Origin of the sequence: Pseudonocardia sp. ICBG1293, assembly GCF_020131355.1 — a bacterium.
Taxonomy (GTDB): Bacteria; Actinomycetota; Actinomycetes; order Mycobacteriales; family Pseudonocardiaceae; genus Pseudonocardia.
The window spans coordinates 1-21,295 of sequence record NZ_JAHLEL010000070.1 but is presented as its reverse complement, the minus strand read 5'-3'; the positions used below and the strand labels follow the sequence as shown (position 1 = coordinate 21,295).

Annotated in this window: 16 protein-coding genes and 2 pseudogenes; 12 read left to right on the top strand and 6 right to left on the bottom strand. The window is 68.7% G+C overall.

The genetic code is table 11. The features are described 5' to 3' along the window. Positions 1 to 253: 253 nt before the first annotated feature. Complete coding sequence (locus KPF47_RS36105) at positions 254 to 490, bottom strand: hypothetical protein (protein WP_224392918.1); 237 nt, start codon at positions 488 to 490, stop codon at positions 254 to 256. A gap of 439 nt (positions 491 to 929) precedes the next feature. Here KPF47_RS36105 and KPF47_RS36100 point away from each other — a divergent pair, with 439 nt between their 5' ends. The 4 genes from KPF47_RS36100 (at position 930) to KPF47_RS36085 (ending at position 4,651) form a co-directional block, all read left to right on the top strand. Next, entirely contained in the window at positions 930 to 2,588 is a 1,659-nt protein-coding gene (locus KPF47_RS36100; protein WP_224389036.1) for a DUF4158 domain-containing protein, read from the top strand. Beyond that, the gene (locus KPF47_RS36095) at positions 2,548 to 2,700 is read left to right on the top strand and encodes a hypothetical protein (RefSeq protein ID WP_224389037.1); all 153 of its coding nucleotides are present in this window, start codon (positions 2,548 to 2,550) and stop codon (positions 2,698 to 2,700) included. The genes KPF47_RS36100 and KPF47_RS36095 overlap by 41 nt, the downstream gene beginning before the upstream one ends. Before the next feature lie 125 nt (positions 2,701 to 2,825). Next, positions 2,826 to 3,668 carry an IS5 family transposase gene (locus tag KPF47_RS36090; RefSeq protein ID WP_224386276.1) on the top strand — a complete coding sequence of 281 codons (843 nt, stop codon included), beginning with the start codon at positions 2,826 to 2,828 and terminating at the stop codon, positions 3,666 to 3,668. A 140-nt stretch (positions 3,669 to 3,808) separates the two neighbouring features. Then, complete coding sequence (locus KPF47_RS36085) at positions 3,809 to 4,651, top strand: IS5 family transposase (protein ID WP_224386276.1); 843 nt, start codon at positions 3,809 to 3,811, stop codon at positions 4,649 to 4,651. 89 nt (positions 4,652 to 4,740) lie between these two features. On the opposite strand, the gene KPF47_RS36080 is transcribed toward KPF47_RS36085, so the two are convergent. From KPF47_RS36080 to KPF47_RS36070, 3 genes are read right to left on the bottom strand one after another with little or no spacing between them, the layout of a single operon-like run. Further along, the gene (locus KPF47_RS36080) at positions 4,741 to 5,466 is read right to left on the bottom strand and encodes a hypothetical protein (RefSeq protein ID WP_224389038.1); all 726 of its coding nucleotides are present in this window, start codon (positions 5,464 to 5,466) and stop codon (positions 4,741 to 4,743) included. Continuing rightward, positions 5,463 to 5,774, bottom strand: coding sequence for a hypothetical protein (locus KPF47_RS36075; RefSeq protein WP_224389039.1), 312 nt, complete (start codon positions 5,772 to 5,774; stop codon positions 5,463 to 5,465). The genes KPF47_RS36080 and KPF47_RS36075 overlap by 4 nt, the downstream gene beginning before the upstream one ends. Continuing rightward, on the bottom strand, positions 5,771 to 5,941 hold the full coding sequence (locus tag KPF47_RS36070) for a hypothetical protein (RefSeq protein ID WP_224389040.1): 171 nt from the start codon (positions 5,939 to 5,941) through the stop codon (positions 5,771 to 5,773). Before KPF47_RS36070 ends, KPF47_RS36075 begins: the two co-directional genes overlap by 4 nt. 781 nt (positions 5,942 to 6,722) lie before the next feature. Between KPF47_RS36070 and KPF47_RS36065 the strand changes: the two genes are divergently transcribed. Further along, positions 6,723 to 7,988 carry a hypothetical protein gene (locus KPF47_RS36065; protein ID WP_224389041.1) on the top strand — a complete coding sequence of 422 codons (1,266 nt, stop codon included), beginning with the start codon at positions 6,723 to 6,725 and terminating at the stop codon, positions 7,986 to 7,988. A gap of 53 nt (positions 7,989 to 8,041) precedes the next feature. Here the strand turns inward: KPF47_RS36065 and KPF47_RS36060 are convergent, their stop codons facing one another. Beyond that, complete coding sequence (locus KPF47_RS36060) at positions 8,042 to 8,683, bottom strand: SMI1/KNR4 family protein (protein WP_224389042.1); 642 nt, start codon at positions 8,681 to 8,683, stop codon at positions 8,042 to 8,044. A 352-nt stretch (positions 8,684 to 9,035) separates the two neighbouring features. Here KPF47_RS36060 and KPF47_RS36055 point away from each other — a divergent pair, with 352 nt between their 5' ends. After that, entirely contained in the window at positions 9,036 to 12,038 is a 3,003-nt protein-coding gene (locus tag KPF47_RS36055) for a Tn3 family transposase (RefSeq protein ID WP_224386186.1), read from the top strand. Here the strand turns inward: KPF47_RS36055 and KPF47_RS36050 are convergent. Next, positions 12,002 to 12,634: a hypothetical protein gene (locus tag KPF47_RS36050; RefSeq protein WP_224389043.1), complete on the bottom strand. Its 633-nt coding sequence runs from the start codon at positions 12,632 to 12,634 to the stop codon at positions 12,002 to 12,004. The two genes, KPF47_RS36055 and KPF47_RS36050, sit on opposite strands and share 37 nt — an antisense overlap. A 265-nt stretch (positions 12,635 to 12,899) precedes the next feature. Here KPF47_RS36050 and KPF47_RS36045 point away from each other — a divergent pair, with 265 nt between their 5' ends. From KPF47_RS36045 to dnaB, 6 genes and pseudogenes are all read left to right on the top strand, one after another. Beyond that, positions 12,900 to 13,970: an acetylxylan esterase gene (locus KPF47_RS36045; RefSeq protein ID WP_224389044.1), complete on the top strand. Its 1,071-nt coding sequence runs from the start codon at positions 12,900 to 12,902 to the stop codon at positions 13,968 to 13,970. Next, complete coding sequence (locus KPF47_RS36040; RefSeq protein WP_224389045.1) at positions 13,964 to 14,464, top strand: thioesterase family protein; 501 nt, start codon at positions 13,964 to 13,966, stop codon at positions 14,462 to 14,464. The genes KPF47_RS36045 and KPF47_RS36040 overlap by 7 nt, the downstream gene beginning before the upstream one ends. Before the next feature lie 1,498 nt (positions 14,465 to 15,962). After that, positions 15,963 to 16,860 (top strand): annotated as a pseudogene (locus KPF47_RS36035) (IS5 family transposase). A gap of 89 nt (positions 16,861 to 16,949) precedes the next feature. Then, positions 16,950 to 17,471, top strand: coding sequence for an HNH endonuclease family protein (locus tag KPF47_RS36030; protein WP_224389046.1), 522 nt, complete (start codon positions 16,950 to 16,952; stop codon positions 17,469 to 17,471). Between the two features lie 235 nt (positions 17,472 to 17,706). Continuing rightward, positions 17,707 to 19,461: a hypothetical protein gene (locus KPF47_RS36025; protein WP_224392916.1), complete on the top strand. Its 1,755-nt coding sequence runs from the start codon at positions 17,707 to 17,709 to the stop codon at positions 19,459 to 19,461. A gap of 224 nt (positions 19,462 to 19,685) precedes the next feature. Next, positions 19,686 to 21,056, top strand: a pseudogene (gene dnaB / locus KPF47_RS36020) (replicative DNA helicase); the annotation flags it as partial. Positions 21,057 to 21,295 lie beyond the last annotated feature (239 nt).

The window sequence follows — 21,295 nt, the reverse complement described above, 5'->3', positions numbered from 1 at the left end:
TACGTGGATGTCTACGGTCCTTACTACGGAGGTACGTAGCTAAGGGGAGATGTGTGTGGGCCCGGGTCGGGGCGACTGCCCACGACCCCGTCGGCGCTGCCGGTGGCCTATGTGGTGGGGGCGGGGTAGACGTAGTGGGCGACCGCTACCGAGGCCACCAGCGCGGTCATGGCGGCTACGACCGGTGCGGCGATCATGGCGACGCCGGCGGTGAGGGCACCGGCGGCGGCCAGCAGGCCGAGGGTCCGCAGGATCAGGGGCCTTCTGGGGCGCGGTGGGACACCGTGTGTCGGCGGTACGCGCCTCGGGTGGGTCGGGTGGTGTCGTGTGCGGTGTCGTACAGGGCGGTGATGGTGTGGGTGAGTAGTTCGTAGGCGCTGGACAGGGCGATGAAGCGGTCCGGGTCGCCGCCCCGGTCGGGGTGGTGGTGGCGGGCGGCGGTCCGCCACGCGGTCCGGAGCAGCTCAGGTGAGACGTCGGCGGGAAACACCGAGCAGTGCTGCCGCTGCGGCCCGCGCCTGCTCAGGATGGACACTCGGACTCGGACTCGGACTCATCGTGGGTCCTCATCGGAGGTGTCGTGTGTCCAGTCGTCCCCGGTCCAATCCGGCGCCGGAGTGTCTCTGGCCGGGGCATCGTCGCCGGTCCCGGGCGGCGGAGGCGCCGGTTGACTGCGGCGGCCTGCCCGGCGGTGAGCCGGCGCCGGGACAGCGCCGGTCCGGAGGTCGGGGCCGCGCGGCGCGGCGAGCTGGTGATCGCGGTCGCGGGCGCGAGGGGGGCGACGACGCCGTAGATGGGGTGGGAACCGAATACGTCAGAAACGGGCCGCGACTTGATGTAGCCGCTGGTCCGGGTAGGGCCGTGTAGCGAGGTGCGGTCGCTGGTTATGGGTGTGCGGGTCCGGTTGGTGATCTTGCTGGGATGTCGGGTTGGCGTCGATTGATCGCACGGCGTACCCGCGGTTCAAGCGTGCGGTGTCGGTGCGGGAGTTGGCCGAGGCGTTCACGCCCACGCCGGACGAGGTCTCGTGGGCACGGGGCAAGACGCAGTCGGAGTCGCATCTGCTGGCGTTGGTGGTGCGGTTGAAGTGCTATCAGCGGCTCGGCTACTTCGCCAAGCTCGCCGACGTGCCGGCCGTCGTGGTCGACCATGTGCGCGGTGTGCTGGAGCTGGCGGAGTCGGTGCTGGCAGAGGCCGACGTGGAGCGCACGGAGAAGCGGCATCGGCAGTTCGTGCGGGACCGACTCGGCGTGAAGTTCGAGGCGGCGCGGGTGCGGGAGGTGGCCGAGCAGTCCATCCGCGTCGCGGTGCAGACGAAGGACAACCCGGCCGACCTGATCAACGTGGCGTTGGAGGAGCTGGTCCGGCAGCGCTGCGAGCTGCCCGGCTACACGACGCTGGACGCGATGGCGGCGACGATTCGCGCGGAGATCAACGGTGGTTTCTTCGCGATGGTGGCCTCGCGGCCGGACCGGGTCGAGCGGGCGCGGCTGGAGCGGTTGCTGGTGGTGGATCCGGCGACGCGGCGCAGCAAGTTCGACCGGATCAAGACGCCGGCGCAGGCGGCGACGCTGGGCAAGTTCAAGCAGCGGCTGGCGCACTTGCAGGCGCTGGACGCGATCGGCCCGACCGAGCGGTGGCTGGAGGGGGTGCCGCCGGGCAAGGTCGCCCACTTCGCCGGTGAGGCCCGCGTGGCGAATGTGGACGACATGCGCAAGACCGGCGAGGCCAAACGGCTGACATTGCTGGTCAGCCTGGTGCACCAGCAGCGGGTGGAGGCCCGTGACGAGGTGGTGACCATGTTCTGCAAGCGCATGGCCGCCTTGCACAAGAAGGGTCGGGAGCGGCTGGAGGAGCTGCGCGAGGCGCACCGCGCGGAGTCCGAGCGGCTGATCGGGGTGTTCGGTGAGGTCCTGGCCGGTGCCCGTGAGGCCACCGCCGCGCCCGAGCCCGGCCAGGGCGGTGCGACGGGTGATCCGGGTACGGACGGCGAGGTCGCCGAGCGGGCGGGCCGGCTGCTGCTCAAGACGCTGGAGGACGCGGGCGGGGTGGAGCTGTTGTCGGCGGTGCACGAGGCGGTGTCGGCCTATCACGGCAACAACTACCTGCCGCTGCTGGAGGGCTTCTACCGCTCACACCGGTCGGTGCTGTTCACACTCATCAACGCGCTGGAGATGACCTCGACCACGGCGGACCGCAGCGTGCTGGACGCGGTGGAGTTCATCCGGGTCAACCGGGACCGACGCAGCGAGTGGATCCCGGAGACCATGGTGCACACCGTGGACGGCCAGCAGGTCACCGTGGCGGTCGACGTCGACGCGTTCGCCACGGTGGCGTGGCGAAAGGTGCTGCGCACCGGGACCGGCCGGGGATGCTCGTGCGCCGGCACCTGGAGGTGTGCGTGTTCTCCCACCTGGCCACCATCACCCCGTACATCCAGCACACCATCCGACGCATGGGCGACCTGGTCCTCGACCTCGCACCGCCGGAGGAAGCGCCGACCACGCGGCTGGATCTGGAACCGCGAGTGCTGTTCGCGGCCCGCACGTGACGGCCAGGACGGCCACCTCTACTGCCGGACGCTCTAAGAGGTCATTTCAGAACGAGGTCGACGTGTCTGTTGTAGACGACAAGCGGCTATCTGACCTGCCGTTTGATCTGTCGTCGAGGGGTCAATGGAAACTCGACAAGTCGTTCTGAAACGACCTCTAAGAGGTCGCGCGGATTGGTCACAGCTTGGCCGCGGTCGAGTGTCTGGGGGCGAGGGCGGGTACGGGCCTGCCGATCATGAAGTTATCTACGCTTCGTGATCGTCTGGAGGCCGCGTGCCCACCCTGCCATCATGGCTGACCGAGCCGTTGTGGGACCAGTTCACCGCGCTGCTGCCTCATCGAGACGAGTTCGATCCCACCCATCCGCTGGGCTGCCATCGCCGCCGGATCGCGGATCGGATCGTGTTCGACAAGCTCCTGCAGGTACTGCGGTTCGGCTGCTCGTATGAGGGCATCGCTGACAGCACCTGCTCGGCGACCACCATCCGCGATCGTCGTGACGAGTGGATCAGGCTCGGGGTCTTCGCCCAGCTGCGTCGGATCGTCCTGGACGCCTACGACCGCATCGTCGGTCTGCTGCTGCACGACATCGCCGTCGATGGCGCCATCACCAAGGCCCCCGGCGGCGGCGAGGTCGCCGGTCCGTCGCCGGTGGACCGGCGCAAACAGGGTATGAAACGTTCGGTGCTCGTCGAGGGATACGGCATCCCGCTGGGCCGAGTCCTGGCCGGAGCCAACCGGCACGACTCCCCGCTACTGGGCCCCACCCTCGACCGCCTCGATGCTCTCGGCCCGCTGCCCGACGACATCACCGTGCACCTCGACGCCGGCTATGACTCCGGCAAGACCCGCGACACGCTGGCCGAACGAGGCCTGCACGGCGAGATCGCGCACAAGGGTGAGAAAGCGCCGATCCAGGCCACCCGCCGCTGGCACGTCGAGCGGACCAACGCTTGGCACAACAGCTTCAACCGGCTGCAGCGCTGCTACGAACGACGAGAAATCGTCGTCGACGCGTTCTTCGACCTCGCCGACACGATCGTCACACTCCGTAGCTTGATTCGGCAGGCCTGGACCACACACCGCTGGAACGCCCGACCTGCACGACGTCCATGATCACCAACCAATCCGCGCGACCTCTAAGAGGTCGCGCGGATTGGTCACAGCTTGGCCGCGGTCGAGTGTCTGGGGGCGAGGGCGGGTACGGGCCTGCCGATCATGAAGTTATCTACGCTTCGTGATCGTCTGGAGGCCGCGTGCCCACCCTGCCATCATGGCTGACCGAGCCGTTGTGGGACCAGTTCACCGCGCTGCTGCCTCATCGAGACGAGTTCGATCCCACCCATCCGCTGGGCTGCCATCGCCGCCGGATCGCGGATCGGATCGTGTTCGACAAGCTCCTGCAGGTACTGCGGTTCGGCTGCTCGTATGAGGGCATCGCTGACAGCACCTGCTCGGCGACCACCATCCGCGATCGTCGTGACGAGTGGATCAGGCTCGGGGTCTTCGCCCAGCTGCGTCGGATCGTCCTGGACGCCTACGACCGCATCGTCGGTCTGCTGCTGCACGACATCGCCGTCGATGGCGCCATCACCAAGGCCCCCGGCGGCGGCGAGGTCGCCGGTCCGTCGCCGGTGGACCGGCGCAAACAGGGTATGAAACGTTCGGTGCTCGTCGAGGGATACGGCATCCCGCTGGGCCGAGTCCTGGCCGGAGCCAACCGGCACGACTCCCCGCTACTGGGCCCCACCCTCGACCGCCTCGATGCTCTCGGCCCGCTGCCCGACGACATCACCGTGCACCTCGACGCCGGCTATGACTCCGGCAAGACCCGCGACACGCTGGCCGAACGAGGCCTGCACGGCGAGATCGCGCACAAGGGTGAGAAAGCGCCGATCCAGGCCACCCGCCGCTGGCACGTCGAGCGGACCAACGCTTGGCACAACAGCTTCAACCGGCTGCAGCGCTGCTACGAACGACGAGAAATCGTCGTCGACGCGTTCTTCGACCTCGCCGACACGATCGTCACACTCCGTAGCTTGATTCGGCAGGCCTGGACCACACACCGCTGGAACGCCCGACCTGCACGACGTCCATGATCACCAACCAATCCGCGCGACCTCTAAGCCCCTGATCAGCGGCTCAGGCCGACGCGGCCCCTTTCTGGCGTATTCGGTTCCCACCCCCATCAGCACTCCGAGTGACTGCGGGGTCGACTCCCACCCTCGACGATGATCGAGGAGGCCCCGACTCCCCCGCCGACTGTCCTGGTGGCTGCCTCGTCGGGCTCCCGGCCTGGGTGGTGGGTGTGTGAGCGGGGTGTTCCGGCGAGGGTGAGTTGGTGGGCGGTGACGCCGGCGATCGAGACGCCGGCCATGACCAGGCCGGCGGTGAGGCTCTGTTCGAGGCCGTGGAGCAGGTTCATCCCGGCCGCGACCAGGGAGAACAGCACCACCCCGGCTTGCAACCCGAGGACGGGACGCTCGGGGGTCTGGCGGCAGGAGGCGGTCACGGCGAGGGCGAAGGCCCACATGCCCAGTTCGGTGATCCCGGCCAGCAACACACCGAGTGGGCCGTAGAGGTGGGCGCCGTAGGCGGCCATCACCGGAGCAGCCAGGGCGAAGGAGAGCAGCGCGATCGGGTAGATCAGCAGCTCGACGGTGTGCATGTATGCCAAGGTCAGAGCCTTGGCGCGGCGCGCGGCACGTGCTGTGCGGGCCTCGGTCCGGCGCCGCTCGGCCGCATCCCGCGCTGCGATGCTCCTTTCTCCGCGGGCGTTCTGCTTGTCGATCCGGCGCTGGACGGCGGCGTCGGCGGCCTCTTGGGCGAGGCGGGCGTCCAGGTCGCGGTTCTCGCGGCGCTCCGCGGCTCGGGTCGCGGCCCAGGAGTTCGTGTAGGACGACGTGGTGGTCATGCCTCGGCCCTCGCCTCGACCTGCTGACCAGCCGAAACCGGCCCAGCGGCTACTTCAGCGGGCGGTGAGACGGCGTCTACGGTGCCCAGTTCGGCCCGCGGAGAAGAAGCCGGGACGGCCCGCCGAGCCCGCCACAGACGCACCTCAGCGGCGGCCCACCAGCCGACGGCCAGACCGAGGAGCCCGGCGAACCACCAGGTCACGACCACCGTCGCCCCGGTCAGGGCGGCGCCGACGGCGATCTCGACCGCCCGGTCGGCGATCGCGGAGCCGATCGTCCGGGCGGCGGCGCGTAGCGGGGCGTTCATGCCACCTCACCACCCGCGACAACCGAGTGACCAGCGGAAACCGCCACAGGACGCCGCAGCGGGAACACGAGCAGACGTCCCGGGTCCGCCTCATCGGACGGCTCGCCCGGGGCGTCGAGGGCGTGGAGGAGGTCGCCGTAGAGGCGGTCGATGACCTGCTCGGTCAAACCATCCGGGCACCACCCGTACCCAGGAATGCCCAGGTCAGGACCGGGATCAGGATCGCCGTCAGGCGACGACGGAAGAAAAGTTCCACCCACTGGTGGAGGCACACAGATGCCAAGGGCAGCATGGCCCATAGCCGACCACCTTCTCGTAAAGGTCGTTCGGTTAGGTCGCCGCCCCGGCCTTGTGAACCGGGGTGGTGACCGCAACCCCGCCGGGTCGACGGGCTCGCTCATCCAGCAACTCACGGCCTCGCCCGGCCTGTCAAGAACCGATCTCGAACCGATCCTCGACGCTCGACCCCACCGCCATTGCCGGTCACGGAACGCGACATTGACAGCGAGAGGGTGTCCGATACTCCTTCCTGCTGGTCAGAGCGCATACGGGGCGATCTTGAGGCTGTGGGGTGGGGTGGGGTGGGGTGTCCCGGATCGATCCGGGACACCCCCACAACCCGGGGCAGCTGAAAAACGGCGCTGACCTGCAGAAACGACCGAGGTGCCCCCGGATGCCCCGGGTTGCCCAGGATTGGGGGGTCGTTTCGGGACATCCCCCGAAATATCACCCTCCGTCACTAGAGTTGGTGGCGGGAAGTATTCAGTTAGTCGCAGCACGTACGCATTGCTGGCAGGAGCCTCCGATGCAAGTGCCGCCACAATCACCAGGTACCTTTCCGGCGTGAAATTGTTGAGGGTATGGCGTGTCGCGGCCGTTAGTGTGGTGGTCCTTGTTGTCGGTTCGGGTGCTGTTTCCGGGGCGGTTGCTGCGGAGCCTCGTGATTCGGTGACCGTGTCGGTGTGGAAGGAGCCGCGGCCGGTGGAGCCGGAGCCGCCGGGTCCGGATTCATCGGTGGCGGCGCCGACTGTTATCGGCCCGGGGGTGGAGACGTTCCGGACTGGATCTGGTGCCGAGTCGTGGGACGGTTCGTGTAAGTATCTGCACGAGCATTTTGATGAGATTTCCGCACGGGCGACAGGTGAGGATGGTATCCCGTGTGTCGAGGTGACTATTCCGCCGCCGTCGGAGAACCGCCCTCAGCCGTATGATCTGAATCCCGATGCGTTTGATCTGGTGGCGCATCCGAAGGAGTGCGAGGGGTACACGGATTGGGTGGTGAACCGGACGGCGCAGTGCAAACGGGATCGTGTGAATATCACGATTTTCGAGCAGCGCACGAAGGTCGCGCTAGGCACGTTGAACGTGAACCGCCGTACATTGTCGTACACGAATGCCGGGAATCCGGTGTGGGGTGTGCAGACGACGTTGTCGCTGGCGGGCGCGACGGGTGTGGGCTATGGGGCGTCAGTGCGCGGGTTGGGGACATGCGGGTCACCGCAACCGGGCGAGATGTCGGAGTGCACGCCTAACGGGCCGAACAGGTTCGGGCCCAGTCCGGCGTTGAACCCGAACTTCCCATTCACCGGGGAGACCTACTACCGGGGCACGAAGACCGGCCCGGGACAGAGCGGATCGGCCAAGAACACGGTGGACCTGACCTTCACCAACCCGAAATGGCAGACCCCGGAATTCTCCTCGACGTTCGTGCCGCACCCGGTCCGCTGCGACAACGCGATCAAGGGCCGCGGCCCGGGCTGCGTGGTGCCGAGCCACACCCCGGCGATCGCCTACTCCCGCACCGGGGACGTCAGCGAGCTGGCCCGTCACATCGGCGATGCGCAGGCCTCAGGTCTCCCGGGGGCGTACCCGTCGGGGCCACCGTTGACCCGGCTCATGGACAAAGACGACGCGAAGGACAACCGAGGCCGAGCCTGTCCACGCACCTACACCCGCCCTACCGGACTCAGCTGCGACGAATACCCCTTCGCCTCCAGCTACCAAGGCGCTGAACAAACCTCCGGGCGCGGCCGAACATTCGACTATTGCCATCTTTACCCGAACTTGCCCAAGGGGATTCGCGGTGCAACCGGATACAGTGCGTGCATGATCAATGATGCGCAGAACAAGCGGGGCGGTTCGCAGCTCAGCGCGTTCTTCTCAAGGAATCGTATCCTTGACCGGGACGCTTACCGCGTCTGGATCCAGCCGTAAGGAGTTGGGTTGTGAGGAGAGCTGCTTTCAGCTCTCCCCACAACCCGATCCTGTCACTGCCAGATGAGGCGGCCGCCGAGAGCAATGGGAGTAAGGCCAGTCTGCTCTTCAGGTGTCTCCGATATGACAGCTTGAAGTGTCGCGCGACTGAGCGCGAGGAAGCTCTTCCAACGGGGAGCGTCGTTCAAGTCTGCATCGACCTTATCGTAGAACACCGCCGCTCCAAACTCCTTTCCCCCTCTGCGGTCGATCATCAGATAGCTGCCGTTCTGATCTTCTGCGATCGGGAGCAGGGACGGAATAAATCTACCAGTTACCGATCCAGCCGGTTGCGCACATTCAGGCCCGATCACGTCGACAGCGAGTTGTCCGTAAAAGGTCATCCGACTGTCTGCGTCCCTAGGGGGCGGCGAAGGCCGCACATCTTCGTAAGCGATGTCCATAAATGACTGCCAGTTCGCCACCACCTCGTCTATGCGGAGCGGGCGAAGGCCAGGGAAGAGGTACCCGTCAGGCGTTCGCTCCAGGCCGTTGCGCCATTCGTAGAATGCAAGCACATCTTCAGGCCACAGAATTCCTCCCGTGCCGCCCTGAGCGGCAGAAATTTCATAACTGGTGCTAGGTGGAAGGATAGCCGATCTGGTCTTTAGTGCATGCTCTTCGCACCATTCTGCAAGCGATTCCCATGGGTCCATTTTAGATGGCCTCCTAATTAGTACTGCAACGGCAGTTGTGGCGTGTCGTGAGAGGCTGGTACCGGTTCGGCGGTGATGATCACCGTGTGGTTGATGTTGCGGGGTGGGTGGCCTCGTTGGATGCGGTGGTGGAGTTGATCTCGGGCTGGTTCGCCAGGGCGGGACCTCGGCGGGGGGGTGTCTCTATGGGGTTGTCAAGCGGCTGCGGCCACTGGCTGCAGCGTCGGGACGCTTGGTGGTGCGTAGGGGGTCGCCGTAGTATCCGGGAATAATCGGGCGGATATGGCTGGGTAGGCTCCTGACCAGGGGGTTTCTGGGGTTCTGGTCGGGAGGTTGTCGGGTGGTCGCTCCGGTGTTCACAGACGTCGAGCTGGAGAGGCTGCGGCGGTTCCCGGAGATCGGCCGGGAGGAGTTGTTCCGGTTCTTCACGCTGGCCCCGGCGGACGTTGCGTTTGTTGATCCCGGTCGGGGCCGGGGCGCGGCGGATCGGCTGGGTCTGGCGGTCGCGGTGTGCTCGTTGTCGTGGTTGGGGTTCGTGCCGGATGAGGTGGCGTCGGCGCCGCAGGCGGCGGTGGTGCGCCTGGCTGAGCAGTTGCGCGTGGATCCGGCCGTGATCGGTTCGTATGGGCGCCGGGCGAAGACCCGCACCGAGCATCTTCGGCTGGCGGCGCAGTATCTGGGGTGGCGGCCGCCGACGACGCTGGAGATCAAGGAGCTCGACGAGTTCCTGCTGGCGCGGGCGATGGAGCATGATTCGCCGACGCTGCTGTTCCGGCTGGCGTGCGAGTTCCTGATCTCGGCGCGGGTGATCCGGCCGGGACCGGTGACGGTGGTCAAGCGGGTCGCCCACGCCCGCGAGGTGGCCCGGCAGGAGACGTTCGACCGGTTGGCGCACGAGTTCACCGACGCCCGCCGCGTCGGGCTGGACGGGCTGCTGGTGGTGGATTCGGAGATCGGGATGACCCGGCTGCGGTGGCTGGGGAAGGGGCCGGTGGAGGCCTCGCCCGCGGCGGTGAAGGCCGAGATCGCGAAGCTGGAGTTCCTGCGCGGAATGGACGCCCACGCGTTGGACCTGTCGGTGCTGCCGGCCGAACGCCGCCGGTTCCTGGCCACGGTCGGTCGCCGCCTCACCGCCCAAGCGCTGGAACGGCGGGAGCCGGAACGCCGGTACCCGATCTTGCTGACGTTGCTGGCCCAGTCGGCGACCGAGGTGCTCGACGAGGTGGTGGCGCTGTTCGACCAGGCGCTCTCGGCGCGGGAGAGCAAGGCCGCGCACAGGATGCGGGACTATCTGGCCGAACGCGCCAAGTCCGGGGAGGACCGCCAGGAGCTTTTGGACGCGATCTTGGCCATCGTGGCCGACCCGGCGGTGCCGGACGGCGATGTCGGCGGTCTGATCCGGGGCGAGCGGGTCGGCTGGGACCGGCTGCGTTCGGCGCAGTCGAGCGCGTTGCCGCCGCTGCCGCGCGATCACGGGCACCTCGCCGCGCTGGACGGCTCGTACGGGTACCTGCGCCAGTTCACCCCGAACGTCCTCGACGCCGTGACCTTCGCCGGCGGCACCGCCGCGGCCGAGCTGCTGGAGGCGGTGGCGATCCTGCGGGAGCTCAACGCCACCGGCGCCCGCAAGGTCCCCGACGACGCGCCGAGCGGGTTCGTCCCGGCCCGCTTCCGCGGCTACCTGGACACCGCCGCGGCGAACCGCAGCGCGACGGCGTATCGGCATTACTGGGAGCTGTGCGTGCTGCTGGCCCTGCGGGACGGGCTGCGCACCGGGGACGTGTTCGTGCCGGGCAGCCGCCGTTACTCCGACCCGGCCGCCTACCTGCTCACCGAGGACAAGTGGGCGGATCAGCGGGCGGAGTTCTGCCGACTGGTCGGCAAACCCTCCGACGCCGCCACCGGCCTGGCCGAGGCCGAAGACGAGCTGCACACCGCGCTGGGCAAGCTGGAAACGACGCTCGCCCACGGCGACGGCCCGGTCCGCCTGGACGACGACGGCGATCTGGTGATCTCCCCGCTGACCGCGGAGGACATCCCGGCCGAGGCGAGAGCGTTGAAGGCGGAGCTGACCGAGATGCTGCCGTTCGCGCCGATCGTGTCGCTGCTGATCGAGATGGACAAGCGCACCGGGTTCCTGGACTGCTTCACCCACGCCGGCGGCAAGCAGGCCCGCACGCGCGAGCTGAAGCGGAACCTGATCGCGGTGTTGCTCGCCCAGTCCACCAACCTCGGGCTCACACGGATGGCGGACGCGTGCGGGATCTCCTACGACATCCTGGCCTGGACCGCCGAGTGGTACGTACGGGAGGAAACGCTGCGGGCGGCGAACCTGGCGCTGATCGGCTACCACCAGCGCCTGCCGCTGACCCCGGTGTTCGGCACCGGCACGCTGTCCTCTTCGGACGGTCAGCGGTTCCCGACGCGAGGTAAGTCGGTCACCGCCAGGGCTCTGAGCAGGTATTTTGCGCACGAGGGCCTGTCGACCTACACGCACGTGACCGATCAGCATACCACCTACGGCACGAAGATCATCGTCGCCACGAAACGCGAGGCGCACTACGTCCTGGACGAGATCCTCGGCAACGCGACCGACATCCCGATCACCGAGCACGCCACCGACACGCACGGCGTCACCCTGGTCAACTTCGGGCTGTTCGACCTGCTCGGGTTGCAGCTCTCACCGCGGATCCGGGACCTGGGCAAGATCACTCTCTACCGGACGGGTGCGAAGGCGGCGGCCGAGACGGCGTTCCCCCTGACGGGGCCGCTGTTGGCTCGCAAGCTCAACACCGACCTGATCGCCGAGCACTGGGACGACCTGCTGCGCCTGGCCGGGTCGCTGAAGTTCGGGCACGCCACCGCATCGCTACTGGTCGGGAAACTCTCGGCGTCCGGGCGGCAGAACGCGCTCGCCGCGGCGCTCAAGGAGTACGGCGCGCTGCGCAGAACCGTCTACACCGCCCGGTACCTGTCCGATCCGGCCTACCGGCGCAAGATCTCCCGGCAGCTGAACAAGGGCGAGTCGCTGCACGCGCTCAAGCGGGACCTGCTCTACGCCCACGAGGGCATGATCCGCGCCCGACACCTGGAGGGACAGACCGAGCAGGCGTGGTGCCTCACCCTCGTCACCAACGCCGTGGTCACCTGGACGACCGAGTACTACGGCCTGGCCGTCGAGCAGATGCGCGCCGCCGGTCGCCGCATCGACGACGAGGTCCTGGCCCACATCTCCCCGGCCCACTCGGAGAACATCAACTTCTTCGGCGCCATCGAGGTCGACATCGACGGCGAACTCGCCCAACTCAGCCCGACCGGCTACCGACCACTACGTGTCCGCGACACCCTGTTCTGATCAGGTTCGCCGTCCTCACGACGCGACGCCCCCGTCATCGGGCAAGTTTCACTCACTGGCCAGCCACCACAGCACCCATCGTCGCTGCTCAGACCCACTGTCGTCTCTGGCAGCGCACTCCGTGGCCACTGCTGTCGAGACGAGTCCATGGTCGCTTCCGCCTCGATAGATTGAGACACGCGATAATCGCGGCTTATCTGACCTATCCCCACGAACCACGAGGTCACAGCCCTGCATCCTCCATATCCGCCCGAAAAATTCCGGATACTACGGCGCCCCCAGGTGGTCACGGTCGCGACATCCTGGGCGTAGGCGCCGGTGCCGCAGTGCGTGGCCAACACCAGCTCACTGCTGTCGTCGTCGGGGAAAGTCATCTCCACGATCACCCCGGAACCATCGGGAAGCCCGAGACCGACGTGATAGCCGCGGCAACAGTCCCGGGTCAACCAATAGGTCTGGCTGATCGAGCAGCGCTGCATCGTCAACGCCGTCCACACCACCCGCGCCACACCCGAACGCCCCGACAGATGCTCGACAACATCCTCAGCAGCCGCACGCCCGCTCAACCGCACCCGGTCGATCTGCTTAGAGGTCATTTCAGAACGAGGTCGACGTGTCTGTTGTAGACGACAAGCGGCTATCTGACCTGCCGTTTGATCTGTCGTCGAGGGGTCAATGGAAACTCGACAAGTCGTTCTGAAACGACCTCTTACTACGCCGCTCCACCACCCGCGCCGTCTTCCGACGTTGCGCCCGACTCCCCACGACTCACCTTCCCCGCGTAGCAGCGTGCTACTGGCCCGTAGTGTCAGTCGCGCCACCACCCGAGCCAGCGCAGTCGCTGGCGTTGTTGTGGCGGTGGTGGTCTGCGCGGGTGCCGGCCTCGGCGGCGCCGGCACCCGCGCCGATCCCCGGCCCGGCACCACGACCGCGGTGACGACGACACCCCACAACACGACCCGCACGTCGGATCCGGAACCCGACACTAGCGGTGATCCGGACCTACCGGGCAACCCACTGGTTACCGGCGGGTCACATCCCGACACCCTCGGTGCGTGGGAGACCCAACACCGCCCGCAGCTCCTCGAGGCGTTCGGTGAACACGTCTACGGCCACCCGCTGCCCGCCCCGGACGACATGACCTTCGACGTCACCGACACCGGCTCGGACAGCGACTACGCCCCGGCCGGGCAGATCGTCGGCGCCGGATACGCACTCGCCGCCCTCGACGCCAACCAGGTCGCACCGGACGACCCCGCCCGGTTCCGCGAAGGCGTCATCAACGCCTTCCACCCGGCGGACCGCGACCTCCCCGACACCGCCGGGCGGACGATCGCCGCGTGGGCCTGGGCCGCCTCGGTCGCCCTGGACTACTTGCACACCGACGACGCCACCGCCGCCGGGATCGACCCCGCGCGGGTCGCGGTCATCGGCCACTCCCGCGGCGGCAAAGCCGCGCTCTGGGCCGGAGCACAAGACACCCGCTTCCCCGTCGTCATCTCCAACAACTCCGGCGCCGGCGGAGCAAAGCTCGCCGACACCGGCCGCGGCGAGTCCATCGACGCCCTGACCTCAACGTTCCCGCACTGGTTCCCACCCGCCTACCGCCGCTACGCCGCCCGGCCCGACACCCTGCCGGTCGATCAGCACCAGCTCCTGGCCCTGATCGCGCCCGGCCGGGTCGTCATCGGCTCCGCCACTGACGACGCGACCGCGGACCCGCAGGGCGAACACGCCGCCTACCGAGCAGCCGAACACGCATGGGCGCGCTACGGCCTGCCCGGCACCGGACTCCCCGACCAGACGTGGCCCCCGCAGACGGACCGGGCCTACCGCGGGCCCGGCATGTCCTATCACTTGCGCACCGGCGCCCACGGCCTCACCACCACCGACTGGACCTTCTACCTGCACGGAGACCTCTTCCGATGGTGACCGCCACCCACACACAACCGCACAGAGCCGATCATGACCTGGGCAGGGACAGCGACCACAACACCACTCACGACACCGTGTCGTTGTTCTATGTCGTCCCGGCTGATCAGCTCGTCCCCGACCTCCACCCACGGCTCGGGGCGTTCCGGTCGGGCGAGCACGTGTTCGCCACCGGCTACCTCGTCGGCCTCCTCGAAGCGCCGTGCCTGACCTACCTCCGGCGCCGGGCACGAGCCGGTCAGGCTCCGGTCGGCACCCGCGTGAAGGTCGAGCACCGGGCGCCGTCGATCCCTGGGAACCGGCTCCACGTCACCGCACGCTGCACCGTCGAGGACAGGTCCCGGTTCGTGTTCGCAGTGGCCGCCCGCGATCAGCACGGGCTCCTCGTCGCCGACGGCCACGTCACAACGCACCTGGTCGACACCACCACGTTCCGCGCCCGGCTCCGACACCGGGCACGAGACCGCCCGCATCTCACAGACACGAGCCGCTGACCAGCAGATTCACCGACTCGAAGGAGGACCCATGAGGACACGACGACGAACGCAACGCCGCAGCACGTGGCGATGGTGCCCACGCCCCCGACCGCGGCCCGACACGCCGGTCACCGAGAACGCCGAAGCAGCCACCACCGCCGAGGACCGGGACGAGTACACGACCGGGCAACTCACCTGGCTCCTGGGCGAACTCGGCTTCACCACGCCCCGACGGCCGCGCCACGGGGACTGCGCGACCTACTGGCTCACACCCACCACGGACGCGCGGCGGGACACGGACGCTATCGCTGACGACTACCGCAGCGCAGGATGCCTGGACAGCGACCTGGCCAACCCGGGGGCCGCTGACGGGGCGGTCTCACCTGTGGCGCGGGCGGCGTAACGCCGGTGGACCAGCACGATCCTGGGGCAGGCGGTAGCGGGCGCTCCCGCCGGGACTCGACCCGCTACCGTCTGCATCCAAGTAATGACTGTGGCGCCTCGAACTTTTGGCAAAGAGGAAAAGGCGTCGCAGCCACCGACCGATCAGCCGTCGCGGCTGGTCTGACAAGGAGTCAACCTTGCACCGCAGCACGTTACTCGTGGCCCGCCGACCGGTCGACCTCGACCTCGACCTCGACCTCGACCTCGACCAGCGGTCCTCGTCGGTGGTTACGTCGTCTTCTGCGGCCCGGTCTCGACCGAGCGGGACGCCGGGGATGAGTACCGGCCGGGTCGGAAGTTCCCGTACACGACGGTCGGGGACTGGGTGGCCCTGTCGGGGGTGTCGCCGAGGGCGATGCAGGTCTATGTGTTGCTGCGCTCGTTTGTGAACACCCAGCGCGGGGATGAGCGGGCATGGCCGGGGCAGCGGCTACTCGCCCGCGGGCTCGGGGTGAGCAAGGCTCACACCGGGGGCGCGGCGATCGCCGAGCTCGTCGCGGTCGGCGCGGTCGATGTCGAGACCGCCCCGAGCAAGACCGGGCGGCGCAACATCTACACCGTCCACGAGGCCCCACCGCCCGGCTACACCGGGCTGGGCAGCACCCAGGAACTCATCGCGGTCCTCGCCGCCGCGGAGGCCCTCGCCGGCCGACCCACCGGACCCCCGCCGCCCGCAGCGAAGCCCGCCCGCGCCTGCCCGGCCACGAGCCGCACCAGGCGCCGCCCCGGCGGCGCCGCCGGTCGCGATACGGCCGGATCTCGTCAAAAACCCCCAGGTCAGGGGGGGGTATGCCGAAAAAACGGCACAGAACGACCTGAAGTTGAACGACCCGAAGGGGGAGGGGACGCGCGAGCGCGCGAGCCGACCGGCCACCGAGGTAGCCGAGCCCGTCCACGCCCCCACCCCCCGAGCCCTCGACCAGAGCCGCGACCCGCCTCGGTGCCGAACTCGGCGCCGCCGGCAGACCCGCTCCCGGCGCCAGTACCGATCACGGGCCCGGAGGCGGCGCTGGTGAGCGAGCTAGGGCGCGTCTCCTAACCCGGCTGGTCGGGCCTGCGCGATGATCAGTAGGTGTCGCGCCGTGCCGTCCTGACCGATGCCCAGTGGGACCGACTCGAGCCGTTACTGCCCTCGTCGGACGGGATGCCAGGGCGCCCGTTCGCCGATCACCGCAGAGTGATCGAGGGGATCATCTACCGGTTCCGCTGCGGGCGGGCCTGGCGTGATGTCCCGGTCGAGTTCGGGCTGTGGCAGACCCTATGGAAACGCCACCGCCGCTACTGCGGTGACGGCACCTGGGACCAGGTTCTCGCAGCTCTGCTCGCCGATGCCGACTCCGCCGGTCTCGTGGACTGGGCCGTGTCGGTCGACTCGACGATCATCCGCGCTCACCAACACGCCGCGACCCTGCAGCGGGACACAGGGGGCCGGATCGAACTACAAGAATCTGCTGATCGAGCCGCCCGATCACGCGTTGGGCCGCTCCCGCGGAGGGCTCGGCACGGAGATCCACCAGCTCGTTGACGGACACGGCCGCCCGCTGGTCGTACTGGTCGGCCCTGGCCAGGCCGGTGACGCCCCGATGTTCGCGCACCTGATGTCACATCTGAGCGTCGGACGGGTCGGTCCGGGCCGACCGCGGACCCGGCCCGAGCGGGTCCGCGCAGATAAGGCCTACTCCTCACGCGCCATCCGCGCCCACCTGCGCAGACGACGGATCGTCGCGGTCATCCCGGAGCCGGCTGACCAGCAGGGACACCGGAAACGACGCGGCACACGCGGCGGTCGACCACCGGCGTTCGACCGGGTCGACTACCGCGGCCGCAACGTCGTCGAACGCGGGTTCTGCGAGGTCAAGCAGTGGCGCGGCCTCGCGACCCGCTACGACAAACTCGCCCTGACCTACCGCGGCGGAGTTGCACTGAAGGCCATCGTCACCTGGTTGCGCACTTTAGGAGACACGCCCTAGTCGAGGCCTGGGCCCTCCGTGACGAGATTGGCACCGACACCGACACCGGTTCGGGCCCGGCCCCGCCGGCCCCGGCGGGGCCGGCGGCGGTGACCGCGGCCGGCCCGGTGGATGTGTCCGGGCTGCGTGTCGCCCCCGACCGGGCCGACAGCGGCTACCGGCGGGAGGCGTTCGGTCCCGGCTGGGCCCCGGCGGCCGGGCCGGGCTGCGATATCCGGGACGCCGTCCTGGCCCGCGACCTCACGCAGACGACGGTGAAGAACGGCTGCGATGTGTCGGCCGGCACACTGCGGGATCCTTACAGCGGCCAGACGATCTCCGGGCCGACCCGCGATCTCGATGTCGACCACGTGATCCCGCTCGCCCTCGCTCACCGGTCCGGTGCGCACGCCTGGACCGACGCCCGCTGGGAGGCGTTCGCGAACGACCCGAACAACCTGCGAGCCACCACCGCCCAGCTCAACCGGTCGAAATCCGACCACGGCCCCGAACACTGGATGCCCCCGGTCGACGCGTGCGCCTACGCCCACGACTTCGTCCGGATCGCGTACCGCTACCAGCTCACCGTCACCGCGCCGCGGGCGGCGGCGCTACAGGGGGCGTGTTCATGAGCGTCGCGGCGGTGCTGCTGAGGCTCGTGGGACGCGTACCACTACGGTAGGTGCCCAGATACGACAAACGGCGCCCCCCCTAGCAAGGAAAAAAGGCGCCGAATGTCGTCAACAACACCAGCCGTGAAGGCTGAGATAGGAGAACTGTACCCATGACCGGCTACCCCGGCTACCCCGGCCACGAGCCGTTTACACGTGTTGACCTGTGGGTCTCCGCATCGACGGGTGGTGTGCGATGAGCACGCCCCGGAGGAACTCTCTACACCGCGACGCGCCGGCGGGGGCCGGCCGGGAGCTGTTCACTGCGGGGGTGGCGGCGGCGACGTCGGTGGGGCTCTCGCCGCGGTGGGTGCATTACAGCGGGGTGTCGGCGACCGCGCGGTTGGTCGCGGAGGTGTTGGTCGATATGGCCACGATGCGCCCGGCTGGGGACCAGGCCCCGGTGCTGGATCGGGAGCGGCTGGCGTATCACGTGGGGGTCGGGCGGGCGGACAAGCTCGCTCCGGCGGTGGCGGAGTTGGTCGGGATCGGGTTCCTCACGATCTATAGCGGCGGGGTCGACCCGGTGACGGGGCGGCGTCGTCAGCGGCGCGACACCCGGGGCCGGCCGGTCCCGGACCGGTTCGTCGTGGCGTTGCAGCCCCCGGCCGATTACGCCGGGCCGTCGACGTTGACCGAAGCCGACGCCTCGTTCGCCGTCGATCGTGATGCGGCCTATCAGGCTGCGCGGGCCGGGGGTCGGCGGGCCCGGACGAGCAACATCACCATCCACCGCCTCGGCCACCGGCCGGCCACGAATCGGCAGGTCAGGACTGACCCCGGATTCGGGGGCCAGGGCCCGGCTGGTGACCCCGGGATCGGGGGTCAGCGAGAGTTCCCGCAGGTCAGGACTGACACCCAGATCCGGGGTCAGGTCGACGCCACTGACCCCGGGATCGGGGGTCAGCCAGCGTTTCCGCAGGTCAGGACTGACACCGAAATCCGGGGTCACCTTCAGAGGGAGAGATCTTCGATCTCTCCCGAAGGGAGAGAGATCGAAGAGATCGAGCCCGTGCCGGGCGGGTCGGCTCCGCCGCCCGCCACGGGCCCCGCGAGCACCGCGGGCGGTCCGGTCGGTTCGGCGGTCGCGTTGGCCGAGCAGCCCGTACCCGCGGCGCTCCCGGCGCCGGTCGAGGACCCCGCGGGCGAGAGCTCCGCGGTCGAGGGCCCTGCGGGGCCGGTCCCGGCTGGGCAGGTGCGGGCGTTGGTGCGGCAGCTGCCCTGGTCGGCGTGGGCGGCGCTGCGTCGGCCAGGGTGGCGGCTGAGTACCGCTGATGCTGATCAGGTCCAGGCCGCGATCACTGAGGCCATCACCGGCCGGGGGATCTCGCTGCCCCAGGCCGCCGAGATCGCCCAGGCTGCGCTGTCCGAAGCCACGGGTGCCCAGCCGGTGACCTACCTGGTCAACGCCTTCACCCGGCACCTCGCCCGCCGGCTGCGTGCCCTGGACCTCGAACCCCTCGACGACGCCCCGTTGCCCCTACTCACCCAGGCGGCAGGCCCCTCAGAACCGCTCTCCCGACCGCAAAAGCGACCCCCGGCTCCGAGTAAGGCCGAGGCCGCCGCAGCTGCCCAGCGGGCCGTACAGGCTGAACGGGAGGGCTTCCGGGTCCGTGTCGAGGGCTGCCAGTGCTGTGATGACAACGGGATCGCGCACGACCCGGTCCTGGTCGACGGCCACCCCCGGGCCGTCCGCTGCACCCACGACACCACCCACGACGCTACCCCTGATGACGCCGCTGACCAGCACGTGAGCACCGGCAGCGTTGAGCACGCCGTTACCGTCTCGTCGATTCCTGACCAGGGCGACGGGCCTGCAACCCGGGCGGGTCGTGAGGCGGCGATGGCAATGGTGCGGGCCCACCTCGAGAACACCCCTGCCGGGCGTCGTCGCGCGGCCCGGGGGCCGAGTGCAGCCCGCCCCGGCCGAGCGGGGACGGTGACCCGGTGATCCCTCCGGAACCGGTGTCGCGCCGCTCCCTGGCCAGCCCCGACCCCACGCCATCACCGTCGCCATCATCGTCGGCGCGGCTTCCAGCCATCGCGCCGCCCCCGGCGGCGGTACCGGGGGCCGATGAGGTGCCGTTGCCGCCTGAACCTGTCGATGACGAGCACCCCCCTCCCGGCCCGGGCTCTGCTGACCGGGGCTCTGGCACGAGCCAGCCCCTGCGGGCGATCTCCTCGACCGGCCCGCCCACGCGGTCGGAGCCACGGTCGACCTCGACACCTGAGGCGTTCGATCGTCAGCCGCCGCAGGACCTCACCGCGGAGCAGGCGGTGCTGGGCGGGATGCTGCTGAGCAAGGACGCGATCGCCGACGTCGTGGAGGTGCTGCAGCCGGAGGACTTCTACCGGCCCGCGCACCAGACCGTCTACGAGACGATCCTGGACCTCTACAGCCGCGGCGAACCCGCCGACGCGGTCACTGTCTCGGCGGAGCTGCAGCGGCGCGGTGAGCTCGTCCGCCTCGGCGGCGCGCCCTACCTGCACACCCTGATCGCGACCGTGCCCACCGCGGCGAACGCGGCCTACTACGCCGAGATCGTCGGCGAGAAAGCGATCCTGCGGCGGCTGGTCGAGGCCGGTACCCGGATCGTGCAGCTGGGCTACCACGGCAACGAGGGCGGCGACGTCGACGACGCGGTGGACCGTGCCCAGGCCGCGGTCTACGAGGTCACCGAGCGCACCACCACCGAGAACTACACGGTCCTCGAAGAGCTCCTCCAGCCCACGATGGACGCCATCGACGCCATCGCCTCCCAGGGGAAAGCCACCGGTGTCCCGACCGGGTTCGCCGACCTCGACCAGGTCACCAACGGTCTGCACCCGGGCCAGATGATCGTCGTCGCGGCCCGGCCGGGTCTGGGCAAGTCGACCCTGGGCCTGGACTTCGCCCGCTCCTGCTCCATCCGCAACGGCATGACCAGCGCGTTCTTCTCCCTGGAGATGAGCAAGTCCGAGATCGTCATGCGTCTGCTGTCCGCGGAGGCCCAGATCCGGCTGGCCGACATGCGCGCCGGCCGGATGTCGGACGAGGACTGGACGCGGATGGCACGGCGGATGTCGGAGATCTCCGAGGCTCCGCTCTACATCGACGACTCGCCGAACCTGACGCTGACCGAGATCCGGGCCAAGGCGCGCCGGATGAAGCAGCGCAACGACCTCAAGCTGATCATCCTGGACTACCTGCAGCTGATGACCTCGGGCCGCAAGGTCGAGTCCCGTCAGCAGGAGGTCTCGGAGTTCTCCCGGCAGATCAAGCTGCTGGCCAAGGAGCTCGAGGTCCCGGTGGTGGCGATGAGCCAGCTCAACCGTGGTCCCGAGCAGCGCACCGACAAACGGCCGATGCTGGCCGATCTGCGTGAGTCCGGCTCGATCGAGCAGGACGCCGACATGGTCGTGTTGCTGCACCGCCCCGACGCGTTCGAAAACGACGACCCGCGTGCCGGTGAGGCCGACCTAATCCTGGCCAAGCACCGTAACGGCCCGACCACCACCATCACCGTCGCCCACCAACTCCACTACAGCCGGTTCACCTCACCGGCCGCCGCAGAACCGCCCCATCGAAGCCTGTCGCCGGCCGCCTCGATCCGCCCGGCGGCCCCCGCACCCTCCGCTCCCTATAAAATACCACCATTCAACATCACAGCCCGCACAATCGCATCCAGATAATCTGCAGAAATACCGAGTGGGTGACCAGTAGTGGCCAGACATGATAACGCTCTGAAAATTGCGTATGAATACGGTGAGGTGTTGAGCTGGATCTCCGAAATGACAGCGATGCC

What these genes read in the sequence shown, in the direction of transcription:
- KPF47_RS36080 (WP_224389038.1), bottom strand. Translation starts at nt 5,466, where the DNA reads ATGACCACCACGTCGTCCTACACGAACTCCTGGGCCGCGACCCGAGCC.
- KPF47_RS36040 (WP_224389045.1), top strand. Translation starts at nt 13,964, where the DNA reads ATGGTGACCGCCACCCACACACAACCGCACAGAGCCGATCATGACCTG.
- KPF47_RS36060 (WP_224389042.1), bottom strand. Translation starts at nt 8,683, where the DNA reads ATGGACCCATGGGAATCGCTTGCAGAATGGTGCGAAGAGCATGCACTA.
- KPF47_RS36075 (WP_224389039.1), bottom strand. Translation starts at nt 5,774, where the DNA reads ATGAACGCCCCGCTACGCGCCGCCGCCCGGACGATCGGCTCCGCGATC.
- KPF47_RS36050 (WP_224389043.1), bottom strand. Translation starts at nt 12,634, where the DNA reads ATGACCTCTAAGCAGATCGACCGGGTGCGGTTGAGCGGGCGTGCGGCT.
- KPF47_RS36025 (WP_224392916.1), top strand. Translation starts at nt 17,707, where the DNA reads ATGAGCACGCCCCGGAGGAACTCTCTACACCGCGACGCGCCGGCGGGG.